This is a genomic window from Bacillus sp. RIT 809, assembly GCF_016892495.1.
Classification (GTDB): Bacteria; Bacillota; Bacilli; order Bacillales; family Bacillaceae_G; genus Bacillus_A; species Bacillus_A cereus_U.
Map to the genome: position 1 here is coordinate 61,149 of NZ_JAFEMR010000007.1, position 13,423 is coordinate 74,571.

A 13,423-nucleotide genomic window follows, 5' to 3' on the forward strand; every position below is an offset into this window, starting at 1 on the left:
AATACTTAAATCAGAAGGCTATGTCAATGGTTTTTTTTGTATGTTGTCAGACCTTATTTCCTATAATAATCGAATACACTTTGGGCCACATCATACGGTTTTATATTTACATTTGGCAACTCATTTATCGGCATCCATAAAGGAATATAACTCCCTCTATCTTTCAACTCGAACTCCTCGCCTTTACCACTTCCGAAAACTCCACCTATAATATGGGCATTATAATAATACTCCGTACCTTTATACTTCACCTTTGCAATCAGATGCTCCACTTGTATATGCACCCCTAATTCTTCATAAAGTGAAACTTTAATCAGTGGGAGTTTTGTTCATCCCCCACTGATTATTAGTTGAACCAATCGGGCGTTTACGGGCAGTTGATCTCCCACCTAACTTCTTTGCTCCAACTGAATTTTGAGGTGGGGGTCTTACTGCCCGTTAATGCGGGATAAATCTCTCGCTTCGTTGCTTCTTCAGGTGTTTCTCCTTCTTCAATTCCCCCGCCTGGAAAAACAAAATACATCTCACCTTCTCGAACACGTTTTATAAGAGCGATTTTACCGTCCTGTACAATAATAGCTGCACCGCGATTTCTTCTCACTTTATTACCTCAACACCAATCGCAACTGTTCCCCATTCTTTTTCTTGTTCTTTCGTATAGATTTTGTATGTACTTTCTAACATTTCCTCTAAGCTAACATTTTCACGGTCAAATAATTTTTTATCAATTTGTTCGTACATTTCCTTAAAACTCTCGTATCGCTTTACCTCTGTTACCTTTACAATAATTGTTTCTGCCGTCATAAGGTTGGTAAATACAATTTCATCACCATGTTTTATTTGTTGACGCTTTTTATCATACAATCTAACTTCAAATACTTTTTTACCCGAATAAATAGATTGAAAAGGCTCATTATATAGTCCCATTTTATGTCTCATATTTCCCACTCCTTTTCATTAGTCTAACATATAGGGAATATTCATTTTCCCTCTCCTCAGAAATACTAAACGTAACAATCTTACCGATTGTTAGAAGTGAAGAATTAATAATAATGATGCTATACTGTATACGTTGTCCAATAAAATCCCACACATATGAGAGGAGTTTTCTACACTATGCGCTACGTTATCGTAACAGGAACTTCACAAGGTTTAGGTGAGGCAATCGCCGTGCAATTGTTAGAAGAAAATACAACCGTTATCTCTATTTCTAGGAGAGAAAATAAAAAGCTTACAAAAATCGCCGTGCAAAACAACAGCAATTGTATTTTCCATTCCATAGATCTTCAAGATGTACATAATTTAGAAACGCATTTTAACGAAGTCTTTTCATCTATTCAAAAAGACAATGTCTCATCGATTCATTTAATTAATAATGCAGGCACAGTTGCACCAATAAAACCCATCGAAAAATCAGAAAGTGAACAATTCATTACGAACGTTCAAATTAATTTAATTGCACCGATGATCCTTACTTCCACTTTCATGAAACAGACGAAAGACTGGAAAGTAGATAAACGCATTATAAATATTTCATCTGGTGCAGGAAAAAATCCTTATTTCGGATGGGGAGCTTATTGTACAACGAAAGCCGGTATAAATATGTTTACACAGTGCGTAGCTACTGAAGAAGTGGAGAAAGACTACCCTGTAAAAACTGTCGCTTTTGCACCGGGTGTTGTTGATACAAATATGCAAGCACAAATTCGTGAAACAAATAAGGAAGACTTTATTAACTTAGACCGCTTCACCGCATTAAAAGAAAAAGGAAAGCTACTGTCACCTGAATATGTTGCGAAAGCTATTCGTAACTTACTAGAGACTGAAGACTTTCCGCAAGGCGAGGTTATTCGAATTGATGAATAACGAAAAGGCACGCTAAATTAGCGCGCCTTTTTGTTCTATTTCTCTAAAAATATAAGTACCGACTCCATAATCTTCTCATAACCAATTTCTTGATAAATTTTATTAGACGTTGGATTTGCTAGATCGGTATATAATGTCGTTGTTTTGTAGCCTTCATCTAGCATACGTTGACTAAGTTCGGCTACACAAATAGATGCATATCCTTTTTTTCGTTCCTCTTTCGGCGTATAAACGAAATTGACTGTTATATTATTTGTAGTCGGTCTCGTTTTTGCAGCTACAGAGACTAGTTTTCCGCCCACCTCCAGACCAAATAGACGGTTAGTAGTTATTAGTGTATATGCAGTTTGTTTTGCTTCTTCTTTCGTAGTAGGAAGCTTCACATCTTCACAAAATTGATGTATCCACTGTTCTATTAATGGCAGCTCATCACTATTTACTGCTCGAAAAATTCCATCTCCGCTCCACTTCTTCTTTACTTGTTTTAATTCATATACACCTTGTTCCATTCCAAGTGTAGTTTTTTTCTGTTCTAATATCGCAATCTCTTCAGCTAATTTCTGTACGATTTTTTTATTACCAATCAATCCAGGAATATCTGGATATACATTCGTTAATTGCTTTGCAAGTTCCACTATAGCCTCTTCCGAAATTTCAGATGTAGCTACAATAACTTGTTTCTCCACTGTTTGAAGAAATACAATCGTAACTTCTTCCCCTTGTTTCGCTGCCGCCATAAACATCGGCTCTTCAGCAACTTGTAATACACCTAATAGCAAATTATTCTCCTGCTCATTCCTTTCTAAAAATGGTATAACATCCTCTTTAAAATGAATAACATTTTCATATACTTGTAATTGAATCATCGACAATCTCTTCCCTCAATTTATATTTAAATAAAGTATTGGCGATTAATTCATTAAATCCTTCTTTTACGATTCAATAATATTTGAAACTAATGTGTTCAAATCATTTTCAGCATGCAACACTCTCTTCTTTTCCTTCTCAAATAGCTCCTCTTCTTTTCGAAACGATTCTTTACGTTTATTAATCATACGCTCCATCTCTTTTTTACTCGGTCCACCATATACATTTCTTTTTTGAATAAAAGCTTCTGGTGATATGATTTCTTTCCACTCTTCTTCTAATAAATTTACTTTCAAATTTTCTTGTAAGTATACATTTATGTCTTTGAAATTTAATTCATGTAACTCCTTTTTCTGCTCCAATGACATATTCGCAATCGCACTTGCTGCATGATGTGCATGCCGAAATGGTATTTCATAGTTTTTTGTTAAAACATCTGCGAAATCTGTAATCGTAATCGCGTGTTTATATGAGCGACTTTTTAACGTTTCCTCTTCTACTTTCATCGTTCGAATAACTGCGTTCATAATACAAAAAACACGAATCGCCTTTTCGATTCCTTTATATAAATACGGCTGCAAGTCATCCTCCGTATCGACAATATCGCCAAATGGTGTATTATGAATCATTTGAAATACAGTAAAGGCTTCCCCTAAAGCACTACTCGTAATAGCACGGGCATGTTCAATTGAAACAGGATTTCGTTTTTGCGGCATAATACTACTTATTTGCACATATGGCTTTGCTACAGTAATCCCATCATATTCTTTCGTCGCTAATAGTAAAAAATCATGAATCCATCTACTCGTATTCGTCATAATAACCATTAGTAACGAGCTAACTTCTAATAAATAGTCCGCTCCAGCAACAGCATCATATGAGTTCTCAATTACATTTGTAAACCCAAGTAACTGCGCAACTCGTTCTCTCTTAATAGGAAAACTTGTTGTAGAAAGGGCAGCTGCCCCCATTGGAGAATGATTTACAAGATGATACGCTTTTTTCATTCTTTCTAAATCTCGTTGCATCGTATCGTAAATTGCCAAAACATAATGACCAAATGTTGTCGGCTGCGCCGGTTGTGTATGTGTATACGCGGGCATAATTGTTTCCATATGTTCACCGGCAAGCTCCAGCATACTTTCTTGCAGCAATAAATGATGTTCCATTAACCGTAATACAAATTGCCGTAAACTCATGCGATACATCGTTACACCCATATCATTTCTACTTCTACCGATATGCATATTACTTACAAATTCACACTTTGCTTCTTGAGAAAGCAAATATTCAACTAAGAAAAAAAGATCTTCATGTTGCTCTGTATATAGCAACTTCTCCTTTGGAATCCCCTCTACTTTTTTAAGTGCGGTTAATATAACTTTCGCTTCTTCTCTTTTCATCAACTTTTCTTCAGTTAACATAATAATATGTGCCCTATGCACTTGAAACATATCTTTTAATAAATAATTACGCTGAAAATTAAATACGTGCTGTAATACACAATCTACATATGTTTTCCCAGGGAAATCAGCGCCTTCCTTCTTAATAAACTCTTCTTTACTCTGTTTCATCACCTTTTCCCCTTTCGCCTAAGTGTTACTACCCATCATACCCAGGGATGGTGAAAAAGTGCTTGTACATAAAAATAAACTCGGCGCTCATAGCACCGAGTTTACTTAATAAAAGTCGCATCATACTTATCACTTTGCAACACTTGGAAGTGTAGATTTGCTAAATGTTTACGTATTTCAGCACTGTCATCTTCATTTAAATTATTTGCCAAGAAAACAATTTCTGTACAGTTTCCGCGTTTATCCATTGCATAAACTGCTTTTGTTACCGTCCATGGTGTATAACCATTCTTTTGCCCGGCATGCCTGAATGTTTTACGATATTTCTTTGCACTCATATCTGTTTCGACGATATTCGCCCACACTTTTTCTTCCGCTTCTGTAAGGCCACCTTGATGATTTGCCTTTTGAAGCAGTACCATATAATCGTTAGCGGAAGCAGCCGGCAATCTATCCGACCAAATTTTGTCGTAACGCTCCTCTAAATATATAGGAATTTCCTTCTGTAATAATGGTCCCTTCTTTTTTAAGCGTTCATGAATAATCATAGCATATTCACGATATTGCTCTTGAGACATTTCTTTTAACTTTTTCTCTATTTTATATTTTGGAACATGTAATTCTTTATGCAAATATCCCGGAATGTATAAAGATGAAACGATCGGAAATAGCGGTTGATGTGCAGGAAGCGCTAAACTTTGTAAATTCCGATTAATATTGTCTAATCCTAATACCTCCATTAAATATTCAGTATTTGCATTAGAACTAAACTTAACCATTCCTTTTGCAACTTCTTCTAAAGAAACCGCTCCTTCAGTTATCTTTTCTTTTTTTTGTAAATAATTTTGCCATCTATCTTGTGCACCACCATCTGTACTCGGCACATAATAACGATTCACATCATTAATTGAAACGAAACTAGACGGATCGATTTTCCCCTCTGTAACTTGTTTCGTATATTCAAGCGCCACAATTAACTTCATCGTACTAGCAACTGGCAATACAACATCTGGATTTACAGAATACACAACTTTATCATTTCTCTTTACTAGAAGAGCGCTATTTTTTTCATTTTTATGCTCTTCAATAAAGGATGCGATGTACTGCGCATCATCATTATTTGAACTCCACACCTTTTTCACTAAAAAGTTACCCGATATCAGCAAAACAAAAATACCCACAATCACTGCGCATACTATAGTCTTTTTCAAGTGAAATTCCTCTCCTATTGTGTAACTCTTCTCTATTTATCTCTTAAAAACAAAATAATGGAGATGATTATTTAAATAATCATCTCCATTATTTTAACTTGCATGTTCCTATTATGTCTACGTCATAATTTTCACAAAATCCTCAAGAAACTTTTTATAATGTAATGACCAACCAATTCTCACCCAATTTTTCAATGCTTTCGCTTCAGGCTGCGGGCGAAAATCAGCGATACTCTCTCCTTTTGCAGCTCCAATCGTATCGACATCAACACGGCGATACACGTAATCTAAAAGAGATGGATTTACCGCTACCATCATCGTAACTACATCGTGCACTGGGCTTCCTGTTATTTTAGGATTCAGGTTTTTATAAGCTTTATAATAATAATTGAAAATCGGTTCTATTAATTTCTTGAAATTCGTTTTAGAATGTTTCGTAATATATTTCACCATTTCCGGTGTAATAATCGCTTCTGAAGTAACGTTAAGCGGTATTAATGTCACATTTTTTGCATTTTGCATAACTAATTGTGATGCAATTGGGTCTCCGTGAAAATTTGCCTCCGCGACTGGCGTAACATTTCCGGGCATTAAAAAAGCACCGCCCATTATATAATATTCTTTCACGTACTTCATCATCGGTTTTTCTAAAATAAATGCCGTCGCCAATGTTGTTGACCTGCCAGCATCAACAATGATTAATTCTCCTTTATACTTTTCAAGAATATCGAAAAATGCACAAAATGATTTTATATTTGGAGAAAAGGCTTTCGGAGGCTTAATTGGTCCTAAGCCATCTGCACCGTGAATCTCCGGATAATACGTCACAAAATCTCCGGATAAAGGAATTTTCGCACCATTAATAACAGGTATATCTTCTCGCCCTGCCATTTGCAATAAATACGCCGCATTACTTGTCGCCTTTTCTTGTGTTACATTTCCATATCCCGTTACGACACCAACAATATCAATATCAGGATGTAACAATCCATACATAATTGCTAAAGAGTCATCAATTCCTGGGTCTCCTAAAAATAATATTTTTTTCATAGACCTCAACTCCATCCCATCAATTGTTATTACTTTATGAATGTATGGCGGAATACAGACTGAAAAAGAAAATTTTGTATAAACAAAAAACGTAGGAACTTCGCATTAGAAGTCCCTACGTTTTTCTATATTTTTATGCTACTTTTTTCATCGTAACCATACTACCAATTATATACGCAATAAATGCAAAGCAAATCGGGAAAACAACTGTATGTATACCGAATGGATTAGGGTAGCAAAGGTGAATAAACATATAGGAACCTACTCCAACTAAAATAGATGCGAGAGCTCCAGTTGCATTTCCCTTTTTCCAATATAACCCTAACACAATCGGCCAAATGAACGCTGCTTCTAAACCACCGAAAGAAAATAAATTTAACCAAATTAAAAAATCTGGTGGTTTAATAGCCGCTGCATAAACAAGCAGTCCTACGATACCAGTAATCCACAGACTTCCTTTTTTTATCGTACTAGCCGCTGCATCTTTATTTATGTAGTTCACATATATATCTTTAATAATTGACGAACTTACAAGTAATAATAATGAGTTCACAGTAGACATTATCGCTGCCATTGGTGCAGCTAAGAAAACTCCAGCTAACCAAGGCGGCAACACTTCCATCGCGAGTAGCGGCATTACTTTATCTGGTACCGTTATGCCTGGAAGGACTACTCTTGCAAACACACCTGTTAAATGCATACCAATCATAATTGTACCGACGACAACCGTTCCAATGATTAATGCTTGGTGCATAGCTTTTGAATTTTTATAGGACATAGCACGCACACTAATTTGCGGTAATCCAACGACACCAATTCCAATTAAAATCCAAAATGATGTGACATATGATTTCGTTAAACTTCCATCCGCTCCGAACGGTGTTATTAAATTCGGATTAATTTGAATAAGTTCCTGCATAATCTTTTCAACTCCGCCACCAGCAATGACAGTAGCAATTAAAATGATTGTTGTTCCGACTAACATAATGATTCCTAATAACGTATCTGATAAAGCGACTGCACGAAATCCACCAATTAACACATACACAAGTACAGAAAATGTAAATAAAAATAGTGCCGTTGTGTAGGAAAGTCCTGTTAGCGACTCAATTAATCGTCCGCCGCCAACCCACTGGGCTACTGTTGCTGAGAACAAAAAGATTATAATACATAACGCAGAAAGAACAACTACCGCTTTATTATTGTATCTGCCCTTTAAATAATCAATAAGTGTAATTGCTTCCATCTTCCTAGCGATAATAGCAAACTTTTTACCAATAACCGTCAAAACGATATATCCTGTTACAACTTGAATCGCTGATAACAGCACCCATCCAAGACCCATATTGTAAGCAATACCAGGCCCGCCGATAAAGCTACTTGCACTACCGTACGTAGCAATCATCGTCATAGCTAATAATAAGCCACCTAGTTCACGCCCACCAAGAAAATATTCTTGTAAAAATTTATTATTAGCGGTTGCTTGTACACGTCTTGATGCATATACACCAATTAAAAACACAACGATAAAAGAAATTATCATTGGGATTATTACATACCAATTCATCTATCATTCCTCACTTTTTTCTTCCTCATCGAGTGGAATATCTTGAAATAAAAAACGAACAACTAAAATAAGCAAAATAACCATTACGATAAATCCAACGATACAGCTATAAAAAAACCATGCTGGAAAACCTAATACATATGTATATTCACTCGGATCCTTACTTCCAAGCCCATAAGCAAATCCATACCATACTATAAAATTAATAATAGCTAATCCAAGACCAATTAACGCTTCTCTATGGGCAACTCGAAAGCGCGGATCATCATGATAATTCTTCATTTTCTCCCTCCTCTCACGATGTATAATTGTACCACTGTTTTTCTAGTTTTTCCTACTAGAAAACAAAAACGCGCAGGATTTTTTGTAATTATATAGAATACAATGTTTCATTACATATTTTTTACAATTGTAATGAAAATGAAATTTGAATTTTCAGTATTTTTTATTTATGATTTTAATTAGAGGCTTTTCATCTAGTTCCCACATCCTTGATTTCGGAATAAACGCTGTCTCGTACTGCGTTTAAATTATATTTTCAAGGGGGTTATACAATGAGTCAACTAGCTGTAAATCTTCATGAAAAGGTAGAGAAATTTCTTCAAGGCACAAAGAAACTATATGTGAACGGAGCGTTCATTGAAAGCGCTTCTGGAAAAACATTTAAAACTCCTAACCCAGCAACTGGTGAAACACTCGCTATCGTTGCTGAAGCTGGTCGCGAAGACATTCATAAAGCTGTCGTAGCTGCTCGAATGGCTTTCGATGAAGGTCCTTGGTCACGCATGAGCACTGCTGAACGAAGCCGTCTTATGTACAAGCTCGCTGATTTAATGGAAGAGCATAAAGAAGAGCTGGCACAGCTTGAAACTTTAGATAACGGAAAACCAATCCGCGAAACTTTAGCAGCAGACGTTCCTCTTGCAATTGAACATATGCGCTATTATGCTGGCTGGGCTACAAAAATCGTTGGACAAACAATCCCTGTTTCTGGTGAATATTTTAACTATACACGCCATGAAGCTGTTGGTGTTGTCGGTCAAATTATCCCATGGAACTTCCCACTTCTTATGGCAATGTGGAAAATGGGAGCAGCCCTTGCAACAGGATGTACAATCGTTTTAAAACCTGCAGAACAAACTCCATTATCCGCTCTATACTTAGCTGAATTAATTGAAGAAGCTGGATTCCCGAAAGGCGTTGTTAACATCGTTCCTGGATTCGGTGAAACAGCTGGACAAGCTCTCGTTAATCATCCACTCGTAGATAAAATTGCATTTACAGGCTCTACTCCAGTCGGCAAACAAATTATGAGACAAGCATCTGAATCGTTAAAACGCGTTACATTAGAGCTTGGTGGTAAGTCGCCAAACATTATTTTACCAGACGCTGACTTATCTCGAGCGATTCCAGCTGCGCTTTCTGGTGTTATGTTTAACCAAGGACAAGTGTGCTGCGCTGGGTCACGCTTATTTATTCCGAAGAAAATGTACGACAATGTCATGGCTGATCTCGTTCTATATTCAAAAAAATTAAATCAAGGCGCTGGTCTAAATCCAGAGACTACAATCGGACCTCTCGTTTCTGAAGAACAGCAAAAACGTGTAATGGGCTATATTGAAAAAGGCATTGCAGAAGGTGCTGAAGTACTTTGCGGAGGAAACAAACCATTCGATCAAGGTTACTTCGTTTCTCCTACAGTATTCGCTGATGTAAATGATGAGATGACAATCGCTAAAGAAGAAATTTTCGGTCCAGTTATTTCTGCATTACCGTTTAACGATATTGATGAAGTAATTGATCGTGCGAATAAATCACAATTCGGCTTAGCGGCTGGTGTATGGACAGAAAACGTAAAAACTGCACATTATATTGCAAGCAAAGTACGTGCAGGTACAGTATGGGTAAACTGTTATAACGTCTTTGATGCAGCATCTCCATTTGGAGGATTTAAACAATCTGGCCTTGGCCGCGAAATGGGATCTTACGCGCTGAACAACTATACAGAAGTGAAGAGCGTTTGGATTAACTTAAATTAACGAGAAAGAACCTGACCTACTCGGTCAGGTTCTTTTCATTATGTATTCATTTACACTTGCAACCCACCGCTCACATTTAATACCTCTCCTGTAATGTAAGACGCATACTCTGATGCTAAAAAGGCAGCTGCGTTTGCAATATCTTCTGGTGTTCCGATTCTCCCAACTGGAATCGCTCCAACCATTTTTTCTTTTACTTTATCCGGTATTGTTTTTGTCATATCAGTATCCATAAACCCTGGACAAATCGCATTACACGTAATACCAAAACTTCCAACCTCTTTCGCTGCTGTTTTTGTTAAGCCTACAACCCCTGCCTTTGTAGCCGCATAATTTGCTTGTCCAATATTTCCTTCCCTACTAATAGAAGAAATATTAATAATCCGTCCATACTGTTGTTGTCTCATATAAAGAAGTGCTGGCTGCATACAATAAAAAACGCCAGTTAAGTTCACTTGTAATACTTGTTCCCAAGCAGACTTCTCCATCTTATGTAACATTGCATCTTTTGTAATCCCAGCGTTATTCACTAAAATATGTAATGTACCAAATTTTTGCACCGCATATTCAATTAACGACTTCGCTTCATTTTGATTACTCACATCACATCGATATAAGCTCACATCATACCCTTCATCTGATAATTCACGTGTCGTTTCTTGTAGCTTCTCTTCATTTACATCACTAATTAATACTTTAGCCCCTAGTTTTGCAAAAACTCGTGCGATTTCTTTTCCAATCCCCTGCGCAGCACCCGTTACAACAGCTGTTTTCCCATTCAACAAGTCCATCCCTATCCCCCATTTCTATTAGTTATATTGTATATTTCGGCTCTATGCTTTCCAAATCCTCTTTGTATAAAAAAGTCTATTTGTGTCAAACTAACTTTGCAACGCCGCATAAAGTGAAACTTTAATCAGTGGGGAGTTTGTTCATCCCCCACTGATTATTAGCCCTCACCAATCGGGCATTTACGGGCAGTTAATCTCCCACCTAGCTTCTTTGTTCCATCTGAATTTTGAGGTGGGAGTTTTACTACCCGTTTATGCGGGATAAAACACAAGGAGATTGTGTCGAATGAAAAAAAAGAATGTAAATCGAAACAAAGCTGCCGATGGCATTGATGTTGAGTTCGCTCGCGAACTCGCTGACCACAATGACTTAGAAGCAAACGCACGTGCAAATGCCGCTGATGCACGTCAAAAACGCCAATCAACAGAAAAATAAGGCACTACAACGTTCCTTATTCTTTTCAACAGGGACCTACTACCCATCAAAATAAACCGAGAGTATCTCTCGGTTTATTTTCTATATTTCTTTACGTAATGCGCTAAAGCAAGTAACGGATATATATGCCCATAACTATGGTAGCGAATATAAAAGCCACCCGGTAACCCTGTACCAGTAGGATATTTTTCATTCATAGTAGACTGCGCGAGCAAATATGAAATTCCTTTTCGAATAATCGGTGTTTCTTGATCGTAGTAAGAAATAAGTGCATCAAGTGCCCACGCTGTTTGTGACAGCGTGCTAAAGGGTAAAGAAATAAATTTTTTCTCTACACTACTTTGACAGGATTCTCCCCACCCTCCGTCTTCATGCTGCAAATGCTCGAGCCATGAAGATGCTTTTTTCAACGACGGATGAGTAGAAGGCACTCCTACTGCACGTAAGCCTGTCATCGTTGCCCATGTCCCATATATATAACATATTCCCCATTTTCCATACCATGATCCATTCTGTTCCTGTACATCCATTAACCATTTGATAGCTTTCTTTTTTTGCTCTTCAGGCAATTCATTCGGTGCATACGTTCCGAATAATTCTAACACCCTACCTGTAATATCTGGTGTGGACGGATCGGTTATCATATCACTCGCATTTTCAATCGGCAAATTCGATAGTAACTTGCTCGTTACCCCTCGTTCAAAAGCTCCCCAGCCTCCATCATTGTTTTGCAATCCTTTTACCCATTCCACGCCTCTTCCCCAAGCCTTATCTACTCTATCATTCCCTCTACTTCGCGCTAACGCCCTAAGGACAGCTGTAGTATCGTCTATATCAGGGATCGTCGTATTAACATCTGAAAATCCCCAACCGCCAGCTACAAGTGATGATGCATGTACGCTCCAATCTACCTTTTTAGTTTGTTGTTTTTGCAATAAATACTCTGTCGCCCTTTGAATCATCTTATTTTCATTTGTAACTTTAGCTTCTTGCAATGAATAGCTAAGTAAAGCGGTATCCCATACGGTAGAAGGAGAATTTTGCAAATGACTTCCTCTGTCCATCTTCCATATATAAGATTTTAATCCTGTCACAGCTTTCTCAATAATTGGAGACTGAATAGAGTGCCCTAATGCAAGCAAAGCATAAATCATATAAAACGTAGCACTCGCATAACTATACAAAGTTCCATTTTCATCTATACGCTCCTTCATAAAGCGCTCTACTTCTTCGTATCCTTTATGATGTAACGATAATGGATAAGATATTACCTTTTTCACATCACCTACAAACGATTGAAACAGCGGAGACCGCTCCTCTCGAAACCATTGCCCACCCCCGCCTGCAATATGATTTAAATTTGGCAATAACTTTTTCTCTACACGGAATCTCTTATTCATACAAATCATCATCGGAATTAAATGTATACGCGCTGAGCTGCTTAGCCCAAATATACTGAGGGGGGAGTCATCTTGTAAAAATAAGATTGGCGTTGGAAAGTGAAAAAGCGCAGGAAATTCATATTCTCCATGAATCGCTAATAAAAATTTCGTCATAAAATGAGCACGAGAAACTCCCCCGTGTTCCTTAATAAACATTTCAGCTCGCCTCATATTCATATCTTCTTTCGAATATTTTTCCGAAGCAAGTAAAGCAGCATATGCTTGAATCGTGGCGGATAAATTCCCTCCCCTTTCATCTTCATATAATTTCCAAGTCCCTTCATTTGTTTGAAGAGATGCTAACCTTTTCACAAACGGTTCTATTTCGTCATTTCGCCCTAATAATTTGAGTAAAAAAATCATATGACAATCCGTTAGTAAAGCTCCTTCAAAACAAAATGACCACGTTCCGTCTTGCCTTTGCATCGTTTGAAGTGCAGTCGTTCTCCGCTCTATCTCCTCACGCACTTTGTCATATAGTAGCACACCGCTCACCCACCCTTTCTAAGTCCGTATACGATATTCGAAAACTTAGCTAAATATGTATGAAAACAAAGAAAAGCAGAACGTGTATTACACA

The 13,423-nt window shown here is 37.3% G+C and carries 12 protein-coding genes and 1 pseudogene; 3 read left to right on the forward strand and 10 right to left on the reverse strand.

From position 1 onward, the window contains the following. Positions 1–53: 53 nt before the first annotated feature. Together JTF23_RS28310 and JTF23_RS09845 are read right to left on the reverse strand one after the other, a co-directional pair. Positions 54–601 (reverse strand): annotated as a pseudogene (locus tag JTF23_RS28310) (NUDIX domain-containing protein). Then, positions 598–939 carry an ASCH domain-containing protein gene (locus tag JTF23_RS09845; protein ID WP_016105802.1) on the reverse strand — a complete coding sequence of 114 codons (342 nt, stop codon included), beginning with the start codon at positions 937–939 and terminating at the stop codon, positions 598–600. The pseudogene JTF23_RS28310 and the gene JTF23_RS09845 overlap by 4 nt, the downstream one beginning before the upstream one ends. 177 nt (positions 940–1,116) lie before the next feature. On the opposite strand from JTF23_RS09845, the gene JTF23_RS09850 reads away from it, so the two are divergent. Then, on the forward strand, positions 1,117–1,866 hold the full coding sequence (locus JTF23_RS09850; RefSeq protein WP_204208645.1) for a (S)-benzoin forming benzil reductase: 750 nt from the start codon (positions 1,117–1,119) through the stop codon (positions 1,864–1,866). Between the two features lie 35 nt (positions 1,867–1,901). Here the strand turns inward: JTF23_RS09850 and JTF23_RS09855 are convergent, their stop codons facing one another. The 6 genes from JTF23_RS09855 to JTF23_RS09880 form a co-directional block, all read right to left on the reverse strand. Further along, positions 1,902–2,738 carry a GNAT family N-acetyltransferase gene (locus JTF23_RS09855; RefSeq protein WP_204208646.1) on the reverse strand — a complete coding sequence of 279 codons (837 nt, stop codon included), beginning with the start codon at positions 2,736–2,738 and terminating at the stop codon, positions 1,902–1,904. A 60-nt stretch (positions 2,739–2,798) separates the two neighbouring features. Continuing rightward, positions 2,799–4,307 (reverse strand): argininosuccinate lyase, encoded by a 1,509-nt coding sequence (argH, locus tag JTF23_RS09860; protein ID WP_204208647.1) that lies wholly within the window; start codon positions 4,305–4,307, stop codon positions 2,799–2,801. Positions 4,308–4,408: 101 nt separating this feature from the next. Beyond that, a complete protein-coding gene (locus JTF23_RS09865) occupies positions 4,409–5,518 on the reverse strand; it encodes a serine hydrolase (RefSeq protein WP_204208648.1) in 1,110 nt (369 codons plus the stop codon). Between the two features lie 117 nt (positions 5,519–5,635). After that, positions 5,636–6,568 carry a nucleoside hydrolase gene (locus JTF23_RS09870; RefSeq protein ID WP_078181153.1) on the reverse strand — a complete coding sequence of 311 codons (933 nt, stop codon included), beginning with the start codon at positions 6,566–6,568 and terminating at the stop codon, positions 5,636–5,638. A 133-nt stretch (positions 6,569–6,701) separates the two neighbouring features. After that, the gene (gene panF / locus JTF23_RS09875; RefSeq protein WP_016105807.1) at positions 6,702–8,135 is read right to left on the reverse strand and encodes a sodium/pantothenate symporter; all 1,434 of its coding nucleotides are present in this window, start codon (positions 8,133–8,135) and stop codon (positions 6,702–6,704) included. Between the two features lie 3 nt (positions 8,136–8,138). Then, positions 8,139–8,417, reverse strand: a complete 279-nt coding sequence (locus JTF23_RS09880) for a YhdT family protein (protein WP_204208649.1) — start codon at positions 8,415–8,417, stop codon at positions 8,139–8,141. Between the two features lie 272 nt (positions 8,418–8,689). Here JTF23_RS09880 and dhaS point away from each other — a divergent pair, with 272 nt between their 5' ends. Further along, on the forward strand, positions 8,690–10,174 hold the full coding sequence (gene dhaS, locus JTF23_RS09885; RefSeq protein ID WP_131230915.1) for an aldehyde dehydrogenase DhaS: 1,485 nt from the start codon (positions 8,690–8,692) through the stop codon (positions 10,172–10,174). A 50-nt stretch (positions 10,175–10,224) separates the two neighbouring features. On the opposite strand, the gene fabG is transcribed toward dhaS, so the two are convergent. After that, positions 10,225–10,965, reverse strand: a complete 741-nt coding sequence (gene fabG, locus JTF23_RS09890; protein ID WP_002111090.1) for a 3-oxoacyl-ACP reductase FabG — start codon at positions 10,963–10,965, stop codon at positions 10,225–10,227. 286 nt (positions 10,966–11,251) lie between these two features. Here fabG and JTF23_RS09895 point away from each other — a divergent pair, with 286 nt between their 5' ends. After that, positions 11,252–11,401, forward strand: a complete 150-nt coding sequence (locus tag JTF23_RS09895; RefSeq protein WP_002066466.1) for a YfhD family protein — start codon at positions 11,252–11,254, stop codon at positions 11,399–11,401. A 74-nt stretch (positions 11,402–11,475) separates the two neighbouring features. On the opposite strand, the gene JTF23_RS09900 is transcribed toward JTF23_RS09895, so the two are convergent. Next, positions 11,476–13,329 carry a terpene cyclase/mutase family protein gene (locus tag JTF23_RS09900; RefSeq protein ID WP_204208650.1) on the reverse strand — a complete coding sequence of 618 codons (1,854 nt, stop codon included), beginning with the start codon at positions 13,327–13,329 and terminating at the stop codon, positions 11,476–11,478. Positions 13,330–13,423 lie beyond the last annotated feature (94 nt).